The sequence below is a fragment of the Aeromonas sp. S16(2024) genome, from assembly GCF_041403065.1.
GTDB lineage: Bacteria > Pseudomonadota > Gammaproteobacteria > Enterobacterales > Aeromonadaceae > Aeromonas.
Genome location: NZ_JBGLQX010000005.1, coordinates 29700 through 49847 on the forward strand (window position 1 = coordinate 29700; position 20148 = coordinate 49847).

The 20148-nt window shown below is 62.7% G+C and carries 14 protein-coding genes and 1 pseudogene; 7 read left to right on the forward strand and 8 right to left on the reverse strand.

All coding sequences use genetic code 11. The features are described from left to right. Positions 1 to 61: 61 nt before the first annotated feature. The 3 genes from lpxK to ACB030_RS05280 all read right to left on the reverse strand — a co-directional run bounded on the left by lpxK (position 62) and on the right by ACB030_RS05280 (position 5462). Positions 62 to 1057: a tetraacyldisaccharide 4'-kinase gene (gene lpxK / locus ACB030_RS05270; protein ID WP_371158536.1), complete on the reverse strand. Its 996-nt coding sequence runs from the start codon at positions 1055 to 1057 to the stop codon at positions 62 to 64. Then, positions 1057 to 2826 carry a lipid A ABC transporter ATP-binding protein/permease MsbA gene (msbA, locus tag ACB030_RS05275; protein ID WP_371158537.1) on the reverse strand — a complete coding sequence of 590 codons (1770 nt, stop codon included), beginning with the start codon at positions 2824 to 2826 and terminating at the stop codon, positions 1057 to 1059. The genes lpxK and msbA overlap by 1 nt, the downstream gene beginning before the upstream one ends. 380 nt (positions 2827 to 3206) lie before the next feature. After that, complete coding sequence (locus ACB030_RS05280; protein ID WP_371158610.1) at positions 3207 to 5462, reverse strand: DNA internalization-related competence protein ComEC/Rec2; 2256 nt, start codon at positions 5460 to 5462, stop codon at positions 3207 to 3209. 28 nt (positions 5463 to 5490) lie between these two features. Here ACB030_RS05280 and ACB030_RS05285 point away from each other — a divergent pair, with 28 nt between their 5' ends. The 4 genes and pseudogenes from ACB030_RS05285 to ACB030_RS05300 all read left to right on the forward strand — a co-directional run bounded on the left by ACB030_RS05285 (position 5491) and on the right by ACB030_RS05300 (position 9587). Beyond that, positions 5491 to 6009: a DUF2062 domain-containing protein gene (locus ACB030_RS05285; RefSeq protein ID WP_025327482.1), complete on the forward strand. Its 519-nt coding sequence runs from the start codon at positions 5491 to 5493 to the stop codon at positions 6007 to 6009. After that, positions 6003 to 6496 (forward strand): annotated as a pseudogene (locus ACB030_RS05290) (DUF2062 domain-containing protein). Before ACB030_RS05285 ends, ACB030_RS05290 begins: the two are co-directional and overlap by 7 nt. A 126-nt stretch (positions 6497 to 6622) precedes the next feature. Beyond that, the gene (locus ACB030_RS05295; RefSeq protein ID WP_371158538.1) at positions 6623 to 8128 is read left to right on the forward strand and encodes a helicase HerA-like domain-containing protein; all 1506 of its coding nucleotides are present in this window, start codon (positions 6623 to 6625) and stop codon (positions 8126 to 8128) included. A 121-nt stretch (positions 8129 to 8249) separates the two neighbouring features. Further along, positions 8250 to 9587: an IS4-like element ISAeme15 family transposase gene (locus tag ACB030_RS05300; protein ID WP_041205253.1), complete on the forward strand. Its 1338-nt coding sequence runs from the start codon at positions 8250 to 8252 to the stop codon at positions 9585 to 9587. A gap of 55 nt (positions 9588 to 9642) precedes the next feature. Here the strand turns inward: ACB030_RS05300 and ACB030_RS05305 are convergent, their stop codons facing one another. The 3 genes from ACB030_RS05305 to ACB030_RS05315 all read right to left on the reverse strand — a co-directional run bounded on the left by ACB030_RS05305 (position 9643) and on the right by ACB030_RS05315 (position 13167). Beyond that, positions 9643 to 10833, reverse strand: a complete 1191-nt coding sequence (locus tag ACB030_RS05305) for an amino acid aminotransferase (protein ID WP_262110802.1) — start codon at positions 10831 to 10833, stop codon at positions 9643 to 9645. A 146-nt stretch (positions 10834 to 10979) separates the two neighbouring features. Beyond that, positions 10980 to 11921, reverse strand: a complete 942-nt coding sequence (locus ACB030_RS05310; RefSeq protein WP_371158539.1) for a hypothetical protein — start codon at positions 11919 to 11921, stop codon at positions 10980 to 10982. A 202-nt stretch (positions 11922 to 12123) separates the two neighbouring features. Beyond that, on the reverse strand, positions 12124 to 13167 hold the full coding sequence (locus tag ACB030_RS05315) for a porin (protein ID WP_106886400.1): 1044 nt from the start codon (positions 13165 to 13167) through the stop codon (positions 12124 to 12126). 385 nt (positions 13168 to 13552) lie between these two features. Here ACB030_RS05315 and dinG point away from each other — a divergent pair, with 385 nt between their 5' ends. The 3 genes from dinG to ACB030_RS05330 all read left to right on the forward strand — a co-directional run bounded on the left by dinG (position 13553) and on the right by ACB030_RS05330 (position 17398). Then, positions 13553 to 15625 (forward strand): ATP-dependent DNA helicase DinG, encoded by a 2073-nt coding sequence (gene dinG / locus ACB030_RS05320; protein WP_371158540.1) that lies wholly within the window; start codon positions 13553 to 13555, stop codon positions 15623 to 15625. A gap of 144 nt (positions 15626 to 15769) precedes the next feature. After that, entirely contained in the window at positions 15770 to 16429 is a 660-nt protein-coding gene (locus ACB030_RS05325) for a DUF2057 domain-containing protein (protein WP_106886398.1), read from the forward strand. A 72-nt stretch (positions 16430 to 16501) separates the two neighbouring features. Beyond that, entirely contained in the window at positions 16502 to 17398 is an 897-nt protein-coding gene (locus ACB030_RS05330; RefSeq protein WP_371158541.1) for a histone deacetylase, read from the forward strand. Between the two features lie 159 nt (positions 17399 to 17557). Here the strand turns inward: ACB030_RS05330 and ACB030_RS05335 are convergent, their stop codons facing one another. After that, a complete protein-coding gene (locus tag ACB030_RS05335; RefSeq protein WP_371158542.1) occupies positions 17558 to 18706 on the reverse strand; it encodes an MFS transporter in 1149 nt (382 codons plus the stop codon). 172 nt (positions 18707 to 18878) lie between these two features. Then, positions 18879 to 19829: a ribosome biogenesis GTPase YlqF gene (ylqF, locus tag ACB030_RS05340; protein ID WP_371158543.1), complete on the reverse strand. Its 951-nt coding sequence runs from the start codon at positions 19827 to 19829 to the stop codon at positions 18879 to 18881. Between the last annotated feature and the right edge of the window lie 319 nt (positions 19830 to 20148).

Consider the following 20148-nt stretch of genomic DNA (forward strand, 5'->3'; position numbering starts at 1 on the left):
CGGCTCCTTGCAACGGCGCCGCACGGGCTATGATGCCGTGCAGGCGATGATCTTGTGCCATTCAATGTGCATGGTCAGGGCCGGGCGCTTGCGGCGGGGTCAACCGCTGCAACAGGGTGTCGAGCAGTGAGGCGGGCAACTCGGCGCTCACCGGCAGATACCACCAGTGCGCCGGCGCGAAGGCCCGGCACTTGACCGCATCCTTCTCCGTCATCAGCAGGGGGCGCTCGCCGAAGCGGGCGAGCAGCTCATCCCGATCAAAGGCCTGATGATCCGCATAACCGACACTCTCTGCCAGCTCATAACCGAGTCCGGTCAGGGTGGCGAAGAAGCGGGGAGGATGGCCTATGCCCGCCAATGCGTCCACAGGTCCGGCGAGGGGAGCCTCGAGGGGGGCATCGTCGCATACGCGGCGCGGCGCGGCCGCCACCAGTGCCATGGGGTATTCCCCCTGGGCCGGGGTCCCGCCGTTGCAGATGATGGCATCGACCCGCTTGAGGCGGGTCATGGGTTCCCGCAGCGGCCCCATGGGCAGCAGGCAGCCATTGCCGAAGCGCCGGGCCCCATCCACCACCACCAGTTCGATGTCCCGGGCCAGGGCATAGTGCTGCAGACCGTCGTCGGTGATGATGATGTCCACCTCGCCGCTCTGCTCAAGCAGACGCACCGCATCGGCGCGCTTGGGGGCCACCACCAGGGGGCAGCCGCAGCGCCTTGCGATGAGCACCGGCTCATCCCCCGCCTGGGCGGTGGTGCTGCTGGTACCCAGCCGGTAAGGGTAATGGGGCGCCTTGCCACCGTAACCCCGGCTGACCACGCCGGGGCGCCAGCCACGGGCTTGAAGCTGTTCCACCAGCCAGACCACCACAGGGGTCTTGCCGTTGCCACCGACCGAGATATTGCCCACCACGATCACCGGCAGGCTGGCGCGATAGGTGCTGAACCAGCCGCGCCGGTAGGCGAAGCGGCGCCCGCCGCTGACGAGGGCAAACAGCAGGGCCAAGGGGGCCAGTGCCCAGCGCCAGCCACTCTTGCCGTACCAGAGACGCTCCAGCATCAGCCCTTGTTGCTCACAGCGACGTTGCCAAACTGAATGGCCCGCAACTGGGCATACGTGCCCTGTTGGGCCATCAGGGCGTCATGGTTGCCGCGCTCGACGATATGACCCTCGTCGATCACCAGGATCTCGTCCGCCTTCTCTATGGTGGAGAGACGATGGGCGATCACCAGGGAGGTGCGCGCCTTGCACAGTTCGTCGATGGCCGCCTGGATGTGGCGTTCGGACTCGGTATCCAGGGCCGAGGTGGCCTCGTCCAACAGCAGTACCGGGGAGTCACGCAGCAGGGCGCGGGCGATGGCGATGCGCTGGCGCTGACCACCGGACAACGAAGCGCCATTCTCGCCGATGACGGTGTCATAGCCTTCCGGCATCTTGCGCACGAACTCGTCGGCATGGGCGATGCGGGCGGCATGCTGGATCTCTTCCCGGCTGTACTTCTCTTCTGCCGCATAGGCGATGTTGTTGGCCACGGAGTCGTTGAACAGGTGCACATGCTGGGAAACCAGGGCGTACTGCTTGCGCAGCTCACTCAACTTGTATTCGCGGATGTTGACGCCATCCAGCAGTATCTCCCCCTGCTCTATGTCGTAGAAGCGGGTCAGCAGGCTGGCGATGGTGCTCTTGCCGGAGCCGGAGCGACCCACCAGGGCCACTGACTTGCCCGCCTCCACCTTGAAGCTGATGTTGTGCAGCGCCGGGGTCTCCTTGGTCGGGTAGGTGAAGGTGACGTTGCGAAACTCTATCTCCCCGCGAGCCCGCTCCAGGGTGCGGGTGCCGGTGTCCTGCTCCGGGGTGGAGTCCAGCAGACCGAACAGGCTTTGGCAGGCGGTGATGCCACGCTGGAACTGGTTGTTCACGTCGGTCAGACTTTTCAGCGGCTTGAGCAGCATCATCATGGAGGTGACCATGACGGTGAAGGTGCCCGCAGTCAGGGTCGCCTTGACCGAGTCTATGGTCGCCACATAGAGGAAGACCGCCAGGGCGACCGAGGCCACCATCTGGACTATGGGGCTGCCGATGGCGTCGGCCGCCACCATCTTCATGGTCTGCTGGCGCATCCGGTTGCTGACGGTGAAGAAGCGCTTGTCCTCCACCTGCTGGCCACCGAACATCAGCACCTCTTTATGGCCCTTGAGCATCTGCTCGGTGGAGGTGGTGATGTCACCCACCGCCTGCTGGATGTGACGGCTGATCTTGCGAAAACGACGGCTGATGAGACCGATGAGCACACCCACCACGGGGCCGACCACCAGGAAGATCACCGACAGTTGCCAGGAGTGCCAGAACATCAGGCCGAGCAGGCCGATGACGGTGGCCCCTTCGCGCACCAGCGACACCAGGGTCGAGCTTGCGGCGGACGACACCTGACCGGCGTCATAGGTCACCTTGGAGAGCAGGTTGCCGGTATTCTGGCGGTCGAAGAAGCTCATGGGCATGGCCATCAGGTGGCTGAACACCTGCTGCTGCAGCCGCATCACCACATGGTTGCCGACCCAGGCCATGCAGTAGTTGGAGAGGAAGGCGGCGCAACCGCGCAGGGCGACGATGCCGAGCACGAAGAAGGGCATCCACTTGAGCACGCTGCTGTCGTTGCCGTTGAGGCCCTGATCGATGAGCGGCTTGATGGAGTAGACGAAGGTGGTATCCACGGCCGCATAACCCAGCATGCCGATGATGCCGCCCACCAGCCCCAGTTTGCGATCCCGGACATAACCGAGCAGGCGTTTGAAGACGGGCCAGCTCTCTTGTGAGGTTTCTTGTTGCATGAATAGCCGTTAATAAGGGAAATGACGGGGTATTCTAGCCAAAGCGCAGGATTACACCAAGCGTTGCCATAGCCTGACCATCTCCCTACCCCTTCCTCATAGGGAAATGACGGATTATTGCCCTGGCCAAAGCGCAGGATTACACCAAACGTTGCCATAGCCTGACCATCTCCCAACCCCTTACTCATAGGGAAATGACGGATTATTGCCCTGGCCAAAGCGCAGGATTACACCAAGCGTTGCCATAGCCTGACCATCTCCCTACCCCTTCCTCAAAGGGAAATGACGGATTATTGCCCTGGCCAAAGCGCAGGATTACACCAGGCGTTGCCATAGCCCCGGCCCAATCCCAAAGCGAAATGACGGCTAAGGGGGTGGCCCTAGCGCCATAACCTGGGCTGCCACCAGTGGCCATTGCGCCTGTACCAGGGGCCCTGCTCGCGTTCGGCCCGGATCTTGAGCCCCCCCTCCCCCGCCTCGATCAGGATGGCGCCATCCTGCCCCGTCACCCACTGACGGGCCCCCTGGTATCTTGCCACCACTTCGGGGCGGGGAAACTGCCACTGGTTTCTGTCGCCGGCGCTGTGGATGACGACATCCGGGTTCACCGCCGCCACGAAGCCCGGGGTCGAGGAGGTGCGGCTGCCATGGTGAGGGCTCACCAGCACAGTGCTGGAGAGGGTGCTGAGGTAAATGCTGGAAAACGTGCTGACGAGCTCCTCTCCCCCTCCCTGACTCTCCAGGGCCAGCAGGCGGCGCTCCGCCCCCTGCTCTATGTCACCGCTGAGCAGGATGCGATGCCGGCCGTCGCTTATCTGCACCACGCAACTGTCGTTGTTGCGCCCCGCCCCCGGCCGCTCGGGCCAGAGCACGCGCACCTCCAGCCCCTGCCAGTGCCAGCGCTGACCGCGGCGACACAGCGCAGTGCTGCGGGCGAAGCCGAACGAGGAAAGCTCGCGGCGCACCGGCATCGCCTGCAGCATGGCGCGCCTGTTGCCCGCATGATCCCTGTCCTTGTGGCTGATGATGAGGGCATCGAGCACCCGCACATCGAGGCGGCTCAGCACGGGCAGTATGGCGGCCTCCGCCATGTTGTAACCGCCGGGGTAGCTATTCCCGGTGTCATAGAGGATGCCGCGCTCGCCCCGGGTGACGAGCACCGACAAGCCCTGCCCCACATCCAGCACCCGCACCTGCCAGGGAGTGGGAGCAGGCCAGACTCCCAGCAGCAGGGCGGCCCCCACAGGGAGCAGCAAGCCGCGCCCTCCCGGCAGTTGCCAGGCCGCCCACAGCAGCACCAGCAAGGCGCTGACGGGCATCAGCCAGCCGGGAACAGGCCACCAGAGCTGCAGATGGTCCGCCAGCAGGCCGAGTCCCCACAACACCCAGGTCAGCCCCAGATCGGACAGCCAGAAGAGAGCATGAGCCAGGGCGGTGGAGAGCGGCACCAACAGCACGCCGATCAGCGCCAGCGGAATGATGCCAAGACAGAACAGCGGCAACGCCAGCAGATTGAGCAAAAGCGCCAATGGGGCCATGCCCTCGAACAGCAGCAGTTGCAGGGGCAGCAGGCCGAGCAGCAGCAGGATCTGCAGCCGCACCAGCCCGGGGCGCGCGTGCAGCAGGCTCGCCAGCAACAGCAGGGCCACCGCCATGAAGGAGAGCCAGAAACCGGCCGAGTAGAGGGCTAGGGGATCCCAGAGCACGATCACCACGAAGGCCCACAGCCAGATGCGGTGGCTGGGCCAGTCCCGTTTGCGCCAGCGCAGCAGGCTCCACACCAGCACCATGATGAGGGCCCGCTCGGTCGCCACCGCAAATCCCGCCAGCCAGCTGTAGACGGCGGCAAACAAGAGGGAGACCACAATGGCCCCCCGCAACCCCAGCAGCCGCCCCAGCCACCAGCCGAGCACCGCCACCAGGGCGATATGCTGACCCGAGATGGCGATGATGTGGGTCAGGCCGCTGCCGCGAAACAGATCCCACTGGGCATCCGTGATCCCCCCCTGCTCCCCGAAGCTGAGCGCCGCCAGCAAGGGGGCCTGCTCCAGCCCCTGCCAGGCGCTGCTGGCTGCGGCCAGCCAGCGCTCCCGTATCCCGGGGGCCGCCTCCTGGACCTCGATGAGACGGAGCAGGTTGCCGGTCGCCGTGATCCCCTTGCCAAGCAGCAGGCGCCGCCCATCCATGCCCGCCTCGTTGGCCAGCCCATGGGCGGGCTTCAGGGAGCTCACCAGGGTGATGCGACTACCGGCCGGCAAAGGGGGCAACCCTTGGTAGGCATTGATCCTGACCAGGGGGGATATCGCGAGGGACTGCTCGTCAAGCGTCTCGGCCCGCAGCAGCAGGCGGGCAAATTTATCTCGCGGTTTATCGCCCGAGGACTCCGTACTTTGCACCCGTGCGGTTATGATGTGGCTGGTCTGTGTCTCCAGCTTGTCCAGCCAGGCCAACCGATACTGCAGGTTCAGCTGCATCCAGAGCACGCCGAGCACCAGAAACAAGAGCCGCCAGTGACGGCCATGGGCGAGCAGGATGGCGAGGGCCAGCAGCGCGCCGCCCCATGCAGTAGAGGGTAACCAGGGCCAGAGCAGTGAGGAGCTTGCCCCCAGGGCAAACGACAACAGACGCAGATCCATGGAGCAAGTATTTAGCAAGGTTTCAAACATGCCCAAACGACTCATAAAACGCTGGCTGCCCGATCAGGACAAGCTCAAGGAACACAAGCACTTGCGGCTGTTCGGCAAGCTGCTGCTCGATGCCAACCTCTGGCACCTCAACCGCCGCTCCGCCGCCGGTGCCTTCGCGGTCGGCCTGTTCATGGCCTGGATCCCGCTCCCCTGTCAGATGCTGCTGGCGGCCGGTGGCGCCATCCTCTTTCGGGTCAATCTGCCCCTCTCGGTCGCCCTGGTCTGGCTCTCCAACCCCTTCACCATGCCGCCGCTGTTCTATGGCGCCTACCTGGTGGGCTGCCAGCTGCTCGGGCACCCCGCCCAGCACATCGATATCCAGTTCACCTGGGAGTGGCTTGTCTCGGTATTTGAAACCCTGGCCCCGCCGCTGCTGCTGGGCTCCTTGGTGCTCGCGCTGCTGAGTTCCTTGATGGGTTACGCCTTCATCCGCACCTTCTGGCGCATCAACACAGTGCGCCAATGGCAGAAGCGCAAGGAGGCGCGGGCATGCTGAGCCGCTGGCTGGCCCGTATCAAGATAGACCCGGACACCCTGCGCCAGCAGAAGTGGTTCGCCCTCTTTGGTGAGCGCCTGCTGACCCCCGCCCTCTGGCAGGGCGGCACCCGGGCGCTCAGCGGCGCCGTGGCGGCCGGCCTCTTCGCCAGCTGGATCCCCATCCCCATGCACTCCCTCGTCGCGGTCGGACTGGCGCTGGCGTTTCGCCTCAACCTGCCGCTGGCCCTGCTGGCGGTCTGGTTCAACAACCCGCTGACGCTGCCCTTCATGTACCTCTATGCCTATCGCACCGGCTGCCTGGTGCTGCACCAGACGCCCGAGCCCTTCCACCTCACCTGGTCATTGCACTGGCTGGAGCACGAGGCGGCGACCCTGGTGCCCCCTTCCTGCTCGGCAGCCTGTTGCTGGCGGTGCTGACCGCCGCCACTGGGGCCCTGCTCACCCTCATGATGCTGCAACTGGGCAGACTGACCGGCGCCCGCTGAGCCTCCTGCCCGTCCTTCGGCTTAGCCACAGGGCGCAATTCGCGCCGCCTTGCCATCGTTTGGCTCTGCCACCACACTCCTTGTAGTCCTCAGCTTGCCGCTACCTGCAAAGACAAGGAGTTCACCATGGCCCACCCCCTGACGCTGGCCTATGCCAATGGCCAACCCATCTCACTGCTGCCCGCCATGGCCAACCGCCACGGCCTCATCACAGGTGCCACGGGGACCGGCAAGACAGTCACCCTGCAGGTGCTGGCAGAGGGGTTCTCCCGCCTCGGGGTGCCGGTCTTTCTGGCGGATGTGAAGGGGGATCTCAGCGGCCTTGGCGCTGCCGGCACCCCGTCGAGCAAGCTGGATGCCCGGCTGACCCAGCTCGGCATCCCGGCCCCCGCCTTCGCCCCCAGTCCGACCCTGCTCTGGGACCTGTTTGAGGAGCATGGACACCCGGTGCGGGCCACCGTCTCCGACATAGGCCCCCTGCTGCTGGCCCGCCTGCTCGGCCTCAACGACACCCAGAGCGGGGTGCTGGAGCTGGTGTTCAAGGTGGCGGACGACGAGGGCTTGCTGCTGCTCGATCTGAAAGATTTGCGCGCCATGGTGCAGTTTGCCGGGGACAACGCCAAATCCCTCACCACCCGCTATGGCAATGTGTCCACCGCCTCCATCGGCGCCATACTGCGCAACCTGCTCACCCTGGAGAGCGCCGGAGGGGACCACTTCTTCGGCGAGCCCATGCTGGACATTCAGGATCTGCTGCAGACCGACGGGGCCGGCCACGGCCACATCAATGTGCTGGCGGCCGGCAAGCTCACCCAGTCCAGCCGCCTCTATGCCTGCTTCCTGCTCTGGCTGTTGTCTGAGCTGTTCGAGCAGCTGCCCGAGGTGGGGGATCCCGATAAACCCGTGCTGGTGTTCTTCTTCGACGAGGCCCATCTGCTGTTCAACGACGCCCCCAAGGCGCTGCTGGAAAAGATAGAGCTGGTGGTGCGCCTCATCCGCTCGAAAGGAGTGGGCGTCTATTTCGTGACCCAGAGCCCGGCCGATATTCCTGACAGCGTGCTGGGGCAGCTCGGCAACCGGGTGCAGCACGCCCTGCGCGCCTTTACTCCGAGCGACCAAAAAGCGGTGCGCATCGCCGCCAACACCCTGAGGGCCAACCCGACCTTCGACGCGGCCGGCGTCATCACCGAGCTCGGGGTGGGCGAGGCCCTGGTCTCCCTGCTCGATGAGAAGGGGCGCCCAAGCGTGGTGGAGCGCGCCTTTATCGCCCCGCCCGCCAGTCGCATAGGTCCCCTGAGCGACGCCGAGCGGCAGGCCCTGATCCAGGGATCCGTGCTCCACGGCCGATACGAGACCCGCGAGGATCGCGAATCCGCCTTCGAGCGCCTCAATGGCGGGGCACCAGCCGCCTCGGATGATGTCTCCCAGACCCCGTCGGAGCAGGGGGGCGGATTGCTCGATGCCCTCAACGGTATCCTGTTCGGTCGCACAGGCCCGCGCGGTGGCCAGCATGACGGCGTGGTGCAGACCGCCGCCAAGAGCGTGGCCCGTACCCTGGGCAACGAGGTGGGGCGCCAGCTGGTACGGGGCGTACTCGGCTCCCTGTTGGGGGGCAGCAAACGGCGCCGCTGATGCCGGAAAACAGGCATGAAAAAGCCCGCCGACATGGCGCAATGCTGATCAGTTAAGGATCCATTGACCGATCCTTCTGCTGTAGGACAATCCGGAACCAATCACTGGTTCCGGATTTTTTATGTCTATTGCAAACGATCTGAACGATGTTGTTGAGGCATCTGGCGACATGCTGGCTCGGCTGGCCATTTTTGCCGACCATATTCCCGACGAATGGATTACTGCCGCTGCCGCCTTGTCTGAAAAGGCCACTATCCGCCGACGCCGCTTACCTTCTGATATGGTCTTGTGGCTCGTCGTGGGGATGGCCTTTTTCCGCAATGAGCCCATCTCCGAGGTCGCTCGGCGCCTCAACATCTGTGCAGAAGGGTTGGCCAATGATGCCTTGCTCGCGGACAGTGCCCTGTCTCAGGCCCGTCAGCGACTCGGCAAACAGCCGCTCGAGTGGCTGTTCAAACAGTGCGCCGATGTGTGGGGGCGGGAACGTTATCCTGAAGACCATTGGCACGGTTTACAGGTCTTTGCCATCGATGGGGCCCTGTTCCGAACCCAGGATATGCCTGAACTCAGAGCACATTTCGGCTCGGGTAACACCTCAACCAACCGGCAGACACCCTACCCGATGCTGCGGTTGGTCACGCTCATGAATGTCCGCTCGCATGTCATTGCCAACGCGGCCATCAGCCCGTACCGCAAAGGGGAAATCCCCCTGGCCAGCGAGTTCATTCACTCATTGCCGGACAAGTCAGTGACCCTGCTGGATAAAGGCTTCTTCGGTGCCGACCTGTTGCTGCGTATTCAGGCCGAAGACACCGACCGTCACTGGCTCATCCCGGAACGCAAGGGGCTGGTATACACGGAACTTGAGCGCTATGGCGACGGTGACCGTCTGTTGCAAATGACGGTCTCGCCTCAGGCTCGCAAGAAAAACCCGGCGTTGCCGACACACTGGCAAGTTCGCGCAGTGACCTATGAGGTGGCAGGCAAGGAGAAAACGGTCTTTACCTCCCTGCCCGTGGCGCGATTCAGCGCAGCTCAGGTGGCGACCCTGTACCACGAGCGCTGGGAAATCGAGCTGGGATACCGGGATATCAAAAGCGCGATGCAGCACAACGCCATCACGCTGAGAAGCAAGAAAGTGGACTTGGTCTATCAGGAGCTGTGGGGATTGCTGCTTGGATACAATCTGGTCAGGCGGGAGGCCAGCCAGGCCGCCGTAGCCCATCAGCGAGCGCCCAATGAGGTGAGCTTTAAGTTTGCCTGTCAGTTCATCGCGAACCAGATGGCAGTGATGGCGGGCGCGTTATCGCCAGCCCATACGCCACGGAGGTTGGCGGAGTTGCGGGGCTGCATAGGCGTCATGTTCATAGAAAAACGCCCCAGGCCATCGAGACCCAGGGCGGTGAAGATATCAAAGACCCGTTTTCCGGTAAATCGCAATGCGGCTCCGCTTAAGTGAACAGCATTGCGCCGACATGGCGGGCTTTTTACTGAGCGGATGCCGATGGTTGTGCTTACAGCACCTTGGCGATGGCATCGCACAGGGGATCTATGTTGGCGCGGGTAATACCGGCCACGCTGATCCGGCCGGAGCCGACGATGTAGATGGCAAACTCGCTCTTGAGACGCTCCACCTGATCCTTGGAGAGACCGGAGAAGGAGAACATGCCGTTCTGCTCGCGGATGAAGCTGAAGTCCTGGCTCACACCGAGGGCAGCCAACTTCTCTACCAGCAGTTCGCGCATCTCGCGAATGCGCACCCGCATGGCCGCCACCTCTTCCACCCACTCGGCATAGAGGGCCGGATCGCTGACGATAGTGGTCACCACGGCGGCGCCGTGTGACGGCGGGTTGGAGTAGTTGGCTCGGATGACGGTCTTGACCTGGGTGAAGGCCACATCGGCAATCGCCTTGGTCGCGCTGACCAGGGTGAAGGCACCGACCCGCTCGTTGTAGAGGCCGAAGTTCTTGGAGAAGGAGCTCGCCACCAGCAGTTCGTCATGGCACTCGGCGAAGATGCGCAACCCCTCGGCATCTTCCTCTATACCACGGGCAAAACCCTGATAGGCGAAGTCAAACAGCGGCAACCAGCCGGCGGCGGCACTCTGTTTGGCCAGGGCGCGCCACTGATCAGCTGTGGGGTCAATACCGGTCGGGTTGTGGCAGCAACCGTGCAGCAGCACCAGATCGCCGGCCTGCGCTTCGCAGAGCGAGGCCTGCATGGCGGCAAAGTCGAGACCCTTGGTCGCCGCATCGTAGTATTTGTACCACTTGACGGTGAGGCCGGCGGCCTGGAACACGCTGACGTGGTTGGCCCAGGTGGGATCGGAGATCCAGATGGTCTTGGCCAGACCGTTGCGCACCACGAACTCGGCGGCGATGCGCAGGGCACCTGTACCGCCCGGCGCCTGGGCTGTCTTGGCGCGGCCGCTGGCAATCAGGGTGGAATCCTGCCCGAACAGCAGTTGCTGCACTATGCGGCCATATTCGATATTGCCTTCAATACCGAGGTAGTTCTTGGTCTTCTCGTCGGTGAGCAGCTTCTGCTCGGCTTTCTTGACGCAATGAAGGATAGGAGTGGCACCGGTCTCATCCTTGTAGATCCCGACCCCCAGATTGATCTTGTGGCTGCGAGAGTCGGCACGGAAGGCTTCGGTCAGGCCCAGGATCGGATCCGCTGGGGCGGCAACAACCTTTTCAAACATGGTATTCCCTGTATTCCGTTGAGTTCGTTGGCTGGCAAAGCAGGTTGGCAAACAAAAGCGCTCCTTTGGCGAGCGCTCCGTCAACTCTTTATACCACTGCCTTCCATAGGGGAAAACCGCTTTCTCAAGGGTGATGACGGGCCCCTTCAGCCGATGGCATGCCAGCCCGATGCCAGGGCGCATACCTCGGCCGACAGGCCGCGGTTGGACTCCACCAGATCGCTGCACAGGGCCCGCAATGGACGAGGGATCCGGCTCGGCTCCCAGGGGCGAGCGTCCTGCATAGGGGCGGCATAGGCCTCCTTGATGGGAGCCAGGTCCCGGGGCAGCCACCAGCTGGCCGGGCGTCCCAGCCTCTGGGCCAATACCAGGACCCTGTCGACACCGGCCGGATCCAGGGCTGTGAGGTGGCTCCAGAGGGTCTGGGGCGGCAAGGCCGCAATCAGGGGTTGCAGGGCGCCGGGATCCTGGGCAGGAAGCCAGACCAGCAAGGCGTCGTCCGGGAGACTCAACTCGGCGAAGACGCCGACGGAGTCGGTGCTGATCACCCGCTGGATCTCCCCCTCGCCCCAGAGGATCTTGCCAAGCCCCGCCAGGGTGCGGGCGGGCAGCGCCACCTCTCCCAGGGTGTGCAGCCAGGGGGCCGCATCGAGCAGGGTGCCGCCGCTGAAGAACAGGCTGAACGGGCGAGCGGCCCGTAGGCGCAGCGGCAGATCGCTGCACAGCCGTATCCCCTTGTCTTCGAAGTTGATCTGCTCGACCGGACTGAAGCTCGCCTCCCCCTTGCGATAGAGCGCCGCCAGCACCCGCTCGTTGACCCGCTCCCCCAGTTGCCAACCCTGGGCATGGAGCCACTCCTCGGGCTCGGGGGGGGCACAGGCCAGCTCGGCCAGCATTAGCTCACGGGTGAGATAGCGCCGTCCGGCCGGGGTCAGCTCATAGCGGTGATTGCCAAGGGGGAGCAGCAGTTGATTGTCCCTGAGCATGCCGATAAGGGGCTGCCACTGGCGACCGCGGATAACCTGGGGCGCCTCGTCCAGCAACTGCTGAGCCAGCGCTCGCCACTCGGGGTGACTGAAATCGATCACACGCATCCTTCCCTGTCGGCAGACCATCTTTCAACGAATTGAATAATCTAGCGATTTACGACTAAGGAGCCAAGGGCGGAAAAGAGACAACGTGACCTGGCGCAGGGCCAAACGGCGGGGAATGAGGAAGGTGAAAGGCAGATAAAACAAAACGGCCAAGCAAGCTTGGCCGTTTATCAACTAAATCCGTACTAAGACTGGATTAGAAGTTGTATTGCAGGGCAACAGTGAACTCGTCGTCCATGTCATCGATACCCTGGATCTTGTACTCGGTGTACGCCTTCAGCTTGGAAGTGAAGTTGTACTGAACACCCAGCAGGGTTTCGTCAACCATGTCTTCGTAGGAAGAACCGGCAGAGTTGTCCTTGCCTTCCTTGAAGTTGTAGCCAGCCAGGAAGGTCCAGGCATCAACGTTGTAGGAAGCAGCCAGCTCGTAGCCACGACCTTCACCCTTGTAACCGGTGGTGTCGTTCTTCAGGTCGCCTTCGGTGTAGACACCGGCGAAGTAGAAGCCGTTGATGGCGTAGTGTGCGCCCAGGGCCCACTCGGACTTGTCACCAGTGTTGGTGCTGGTGGTGCTTTCCAGGTCGGAATAAGCGTAACCGCCGTTCAGGCCCAGACCGAAGTCGAAGTCATAACCGATGGCAGCTGCGTAGCCGTAGTTACGCTTCAGGTCCGGGAATACGGTAGTGACGGTTTGGCCACCCATGTCAGAAACCTTGACGGCTTCGTCGTCGTTGGTCTGGTAGGACACTTTGCCCTTGAAACCACCGTAGGTGTTGGAGTAGATGATCTGGCCTTCTTGACGACCGTCGTAGAAGTTACCGTAATCACCCCACTCGTTGAAGATATCGGTCGGCTCCAGCACGTCGTAGAACGCAGTGTCGGTCTGGCCGAAGATGATCTTGCCGTACTGGGTACCGTCGAAGCCAACCCAGATGTGACGGGAGTTGAACTTGTTGTCGGAGTTTTCGGCGGAAACCTGCCACTCAGTCTTGGCAATACCGGACCAGGTGTTGTTCAGCGCAACTTTACCGGACCAGCCCAGACGGGAGGAACCGATCAGCTCGGCATCACCAGCGTTGCTGGCAGTGATGGGGCTGGCGTCGTCAGCGTCAGCATAGTAGTTAGCCTGAACACGGCCGTAGATATCAAAAGAGGTACCGTCTTTGTCATAAACGACTGCGGCGTTAGCGGCAGATGCGAACAGAGCCGGGATAGCGATAGCCAGAATTGTCTTTTTCATAGTTGTTTCCAATGCCTACTGTAATTAAACACTAAGTCCTTGTTATTCCCTGTGTTAGCGATGTTCTTTGCATCACTATGCCGCCGAGACTATCACCGGGTTTTCCGATCCGCAACGAAAAAACTTGGAACTTTTTGAGAAAACCATAGTCATAGGGAAAAAATTGTGAGCTGAATCCCATATTGTTTGCCCTCTCAGGGAAAACGTTTACAGCGATACGCGCTGCCTGAAACGCCCTTTTTTGGTGGTTTATTGCACGCACAATCCACCCGATGACATAAGTGCGGATCCCGGCCCATAACCCCTGCCTCACCTTGCCTCGACCCAGGCCGCCTGTTGCGGGTATCCTGTGACCATTCATTCCAGACACGGTCACGCCCCATTCATGCTATCGACTCGCCTCAAAGCCACCATTCGCAATACCTATCGACAGATTGCCGATGGTTTACCCGGTTTTGTGCCGCGCAAGGAGCAGAATTTTCTGGTGGCCGAAATCGCCAAGACCCTCACCGGAGAGTATGAAAAGAGTCGCCGCATCCTGGTGGCCGAGGCGGGCACCGGCATCGGCAAGTCCCTCTCCTATGCCCAGGGCGCCATCCCGGTGGCGCGGCTCACCCAGAAGAAGCTGGTGATCTCCACCGCCACCGTCGCCCTGCAGGAGCAGTTGATCCACAAGGACCTGCCCTTCTACCATCGCCACAGCGAGCTGCCGTTTCGCTTCATGCTGGTCAAGGGGCGCCAGCGTTACTGCTGCGAACATCTGCTTGAACAAGCGGCAAGCGGCGCCGATATGGCCAATTTCGAACTCGATTTCGGCAGCTTGAGCAAACACAAGCCGTCAGATTCTGACAAGGAGCGCTATCAGGCGCTGTGGCAGGCCTACACCGAGGGGAAGTGGGACGGGGACAGGGACAACTGGTCCAAGCCGATTCCGGATCTGTGCTGGGATCGCATCGCCGCCGATCGCCACAGCTGCAACAAGGCGCTGAGCCACCACCAGCACTGCCCCTTCCACCGTGCCAGGAATGACATGGACGCCGCCGATGTGCTGGTGGTCAACCATGCCCTGCTGCTCTCCGATCTCACCATGGGCGGCGGCATCATATTGCCGCCACCGGACGAGTGTATCTATGTGCTGGATGAGGCTCACCACCTGCCGACCATAGCCCGGGATCACGGCGCCGCCTCTGCCAGCGTCAAGGGCTCTCGCCGCTGGCTGGAAAAACTGGTGCAGAGCGCAGGCAAGCTGGCCAGGGCGCTGAACAAGGAGAGCCTGCTCGACCCCCAACTCAAGCTGCAGGATGCCCTGGCCTCCCTGCAACCGGATCTCAAGGCGCTGGAGCAGTGGCTCGCCGGCAACGATCAGCTGTTTGGCACCGAGCAGCACCACAGGTTTGCCGAGGGGGTGCTGCCCGATCCCCTGCCCATGCTGGCGGAGAACCTGAAGGAGGCGAGCAAGAAGGCGCTGCGGGCGCTGGACAGGATGCAGGGCGCCATCGGCGAGGCGCTCAAAGACGGCGAAATCCGTCGCAAGGAGGCCGAGCCCCTGCTGGCGGAGAGCGGTTTTCACCTGCAGCGGCTGGAGAGTTTCTGCGCCCTGTGGGAGATGCTGAGTCGCCACGTGCCGACGGGCAAGACACCGCTGGCCCGCTGGATGGCCAGGAGCGAGGATGGAGACATCTGGCTGCACGCCTCCCCCATAGAGGTGGGTTATCTGCTGGAGGAGTGGCTCTGGTCTAGGTGCCTGGGCGCCGTGCTGGTCTCGGCCACCCTGACCGCCCTCTCCTCTTTCAGCTATTTCCGCCACCAGGTGGGGCTCAAGGAGCATGACGGCACCCGCTATCTGCGTCTGCGCTCTCCTTTTGAATATCACAAGGCCGAGCTCTATCTGCCCAAGATGGCCCATGAACCCAGCGCTCCCGGCTTTACCCAGGAGCTGGTCGATGCCCTGCCCCGGCTGCTGGCGGGCAAGGAGGCGAGCCTGGTGCTCTTCTCCTCCTACCGGCAGATGAACGAGGTGGCGGTGGGGCTGCGGGCCAAGGGGCTCTCCCTGCTGGTGCAGGGGGAAGCGTCGCGCAACGCCCTGCTGACCTTGCACAAACAGAAGTGCGACGGCGGCCAGGCCAGCATCCTCTTTGGTACCGGCAGCTTCTCCGAGGGGCTGGACCTGCCCGGTCACTACCTCACCAACCTGGTGATCACCAAGCTCCCCTTCGCGGTGCCAAACTCCCCGGTGGAAGAGGCGACCGCCGAGTGGGTCGAGAAACGGGGTGGCAACCCCTTCCTGCAGCTGACGGTGCCAGAAGCGTCCCGAAAACTCATTCAGGCCTGTGGTCGTCTGATCCGCAAGGAGGCCGATCGGGGCCGAGTAACCATTCTCGATCGGCGCCTTCTTACCAAACGCTACGGCAAGGGCTTGCTCGACGCCCTCCCCCCCTTCACCCGGCGTATCGAGTGAGCCATGCCGGGTTTATTTGACAGATAAGTCAGCAAGCTGCCTGCCGGGCGGCGCCACAAACGGCTATTGCCGCTCTGGGGCAAACCTGTAAAAATGAGCCCCTATTTTTCAGTGGGCAATCGCCTGACTGTTCAAGGAGATGAAATGAAACTGACTGTTCTGGTGCCGGCTCTGGCTGGTCTGTTGTGGGCAGGTAGCGCCCTGGCTGATAGCCAACTGGAAATACACAATCCCTATGTGGTGCAGTTGATCGATGGCGAGTCCATCAATCCCAAGCTGCTGGAGAAGACCAGCAGCTTCCCCATCAGCGCCGGCAAGCACCAGCTGGTGGTGGCCTTCGAGGGCAACTACTCCAACCGCAACGACATCAAGCTGGTGACCGCCGAGCCTCTGGTGATCAACTTCACCGCCGCCGACAACCAGACCCTGGTGCTGGATTTCAAGAAGCCCCGTAACGAAGACGAAGCCAAGGCGTTCGTGAAAGAGCAGAAGGTCGTTCTCAAGGACAAGGTCAGCGGTCAGGCCCTGGCCAGCGAGCAGTTCGTCATGCCGAAAGTGGGTGGCTTCCAGCTGACCCGTGACTACCAGCAGGAGCTGCTCAAGATGGGCAAGGCCTTCAACCAGCCAGCGACCGTTGCCGTCTCCACCGCTGCCGTGATGGCCGCCGCCAGCGCGCCGGTCGAAGTGGCGCCGAGCAAAGCCCAGAGCAATCCGGAAGCCCTGACCCAGCTGCAAAACTGGTACAACAAGGCCGATGCGGAAACCCGCAAAGCCTTCCAGATCTGGGTGATCCAGCAGCAATAAGGCGCAGCGCGTCGCTTTATGCATAGAGGGGAGCCTGGCTCCCCTTTTTCATATCAGTTCAGGCCAATTGCCATGTCCCTGCGCATCTTCTATCACCCCCATTACTCCTCCCTGACGCTGCCCGAGCGCCACCGCTTTCCCCTGGCCAAGTACCAGGCGCTCTACCAGATCCTGGCAACACAGGGCTATCCGCTGGCAGAAGCGCCCGCCGCGAGCCGCGAGCAGATAACCCGGGTCCACGACGCCGACTATGTGGCGGCGGCCCTTGCCGGCACCCTGGATGACGGCGCCATCCGCAGACTCGGCTTTCCCTGGTCACCCATGCTGATTGAACGCACCCTGCGCTCGGTCGGGGCCACCATAGCCGCCAGCCGCCACGCCCTCGAGCAGGGCTGCGGCCTGCAGGTCTCCGGCGGCTATCATCACGCCCACAGGGACTTTGGCAGCGGCTTCTGCCTGTTCAACGATCTGGTGATAGCGGCCAGAGCCTGCCTCGACGAGGGGCACTGCGAGCAGGTGCTGATCGTGGATCTCGATGTCCATCAAGGGGATGGCAGCGCCGCCCTGTGCGCGGGGAGCCGGGACATCATCACCCTCTCCCTGCATGGCGAGCACAATTTTCCCCACCACAAACCTGCCTCCCATCTGGACTTTGCCCTGCCAAGCGGCATGCAGGACGACGCCTACCTCGAGACCCTGACCCAGGCGCTGTCACTGGCGCTGCGCCTCTACCGCCCCGACCTCATCCTCTACCAGGCCGGGGTCGACGTGCACCAGGCCGATGAGCTCGGCTATCTCTCCCTGAGCGACGCCGGGGTGCGCCAGCGGGACGCCATGGTGTTTGACTGTGCGATAAGCCACGGCCTGCCCATCGCCGCCGTACCTGGGGGCGGTTATAGGCGCGACTGGCGGCAGTTGATCCCGCTGCACCTCTCCCTGTTCGAAGAGGCGAAAAAGCGCTATGGCTAGCGCCACAGCCCCTTTGCCAACCCCTGATAACAACAAGGCGGCCCCGGGGCCGCCTCTTCTTATATAGGGCACAGCTGCGTTTTGCAGCGCCTGTCACCAGAGACAGGGCAGGGCGTCATCCATGGCTCTCTGCGCTTCTTTTCCATCAGACACTCGTCATCAGGCATGTGCCACCGGGGTCGGATGCTCACCCACGGGGCGCAGCAGCATCAGCAGATAGATAAAGGACACGCTGGCGATCATGATAAACAGCAGCTTGTCCGAAAGGTGCTGCATCAAGAGCGAGGTATAGGCCGGGCCGAGCAGGCTGCCTATGGTGTAGCTCAGCAGCAGCGCCTGATTCATCGCCACCAGCTGGTGCTGCTCGACCTTCTCGCAGGCCCAGGCCATGGCCACCGGATAGAGGGTAAAACCGGCTGCGCCCAGGATGAAGAGCGCCGGGCCCATCGCCAGGTTGCCGAGCATTGCCAAGGCGCCCAGGATGACCACCAGCACCTGCAGCCGCAGTACCGGCAAGCGACCGAACCTGTCTGCCAGACGGCCGGCAGGCCACTGTCCCAGGATGCCGGCGCTCACCATGACCGCCATCCAGTAGCCGATACCGGCATCACTCACCCCCTGATGGTTCAGATAGAGCGGCATCAGGCCATAGAGCGACCCCAACACTATGCCGGAGATGATGCAGCCATTGACCCCAAGGCGCGCCTGACGCAGGCGCAGCATGGGCCACACCCGGGTTGCCCCCTGCTGCTCGCCCTGCTCGTTGACAATGTGGGTAAAGAGCAGCGGCAGGATGGCGGCCAGTACCAGGCCAGTCACCCAGGGCAGCACATCCATCAGACCGGTCGGCAGCGTGCTGACCAGCAGTTGCCCGAGCACAGTCCCCATGTAATAGACCATCATGTAGGCGGCGAGCAGGCGCCCACGGTTGCGCGCGTTGCCGCTGCACATCAGCGCACTCTCAACCACCACCCAGATCATGGCGCAGCCGATGCCGGCGATGAATCGCCAGATAAGCCAGCTCCAGAACCCCAGGGTGAGCCCAAGCCCGACACAGGCTGCGGCAAAGAGGGCGGAGGCCAGGTAGTAGCTGCGGTTGAACCCGGCGCCTTTGATCAGCGCCCCCGCCAGCAAAGTCCCCAGCAGGTTGCCGCAAAAATAGGCGGAGCCGACCATGCCCACCTGCCAGGTCGGCAGATGCTCATGGGCGAGCCAGAGCGGCACCAGGGTATTCAACACTGCTATGGCCAGGGTCAACAGCAGCAGGCCAAAGAGCAATAACTGCACTGGCCGGGAGTATGTGGTCATGGATAAAACTCTGGGGAGAGGCAAAATGCGAGCGCATCATGCCACCGCCAATGCCATTGTCAATCGGCACTGAACGAGCCACAGCCAGGTTTTGCCCCGGCCCGGCCATTGGCGTCATAACAGAAGAGGCGACCCCGGGGTCGCCTCTTCGTTATAGCTGCCACAACATCGGCTATTTCTGACGCTTTTTGGCGTACTTGCGACGGGCCCGCGCCTGGCGCTCCTCTTCCCGTTCGGCCTTCTCCTTGGCCTTCTCCTCAGCCTCTTCTGCCGCCAGTATGATCTCGGCGCTCACCATCTCAGGGGTCTCCAGGGAGATGCGCCCCAGCATACCTGAGCGGAACTCGTTGACCAGGATCTCGGAGGCCTTGTGCAGATCCGCCAGGCCCCCTTTGCGCACGAAGGCGCGCTGACGGGCGATCATCTCCAGCAGCTCGATCTCGGTCTCGGGCAGCTCGGTTATCTGGTAGCGGGCCTTGATGCGCTCGGGGTAGGCCTTGATGAAGTAATCGGCGGCGAACATGGCGATGTCGGCGTAGTCAAAAACGGTGTCCTTGATGGCCGCGGTGATGGCCAGCCGGTAGCCGCAGGAGGGCGGGTTGAGCTTGGGCCAGAGGAACCCCGGGGTATCGGTCAGGATGACGTTGTTGTCCAGCTTGATCCGCTGCTGGGACTTGGTCACCCCCGCCTCGTTGCCGGTCCGGGCTATGATGCGCCCCGCCAGTGTGTTGATCAGGGTGGACTTGCCCACGTTGGGGATGCCCATGATCATGGCCCGCACCCCGCGCAGGTCGAAATTGCGCTCCGGCAGCATCTCGTGGCACAGGGTCAGCAGCGCCTTGATCTTCTCCGGCTCCTGCTGGGTCAGGGGCAACGCCTTGATCCCCTTCTCTTGTTCCATGTGCGCCACCCACAGCTCGGTGATCGCCGGATCGGCCAGATCCGCCTTGTTCAGCACCTTGATGACAGGGGTATCCCCACGCAGCTCGGGCACCAGGGGGTTCTCGCTGGAGAAGGGGATGCGGGCATCGAGCATTTCGATGATGACATCGACCTGGGGCATGACCTCGGCAATTTCTTTGCGGGCCTTGTGCATGTGGCCGGGGAACCAGTTGATGGACATATCCGTTACTCTCTCATTGGGGATGCTGGCCCCCGCTGGGGGCTGCGGGCGCCTGGTGATGCGCCAAACCGCTGGCACTCATCGCAAGGGGGCGCATTTTACCTGCTGCGGCCCCGATTTGACAGGCCATTGTGGCCACAGGCGTGCACGGCCGCGGCGCCGGTGCCACCGCAACTGCCTGGGGCAGAAGGGCAGACAGCAATCAATAAGTGGTTGATACAACATAACATTTATACGGTGCCTTCACCGTATTGTCATCCAGACTCACTAAAAGTGTCATCTGCCCCCTCTAGGCTGCGCTCAGGTTTTACAAGGAGCG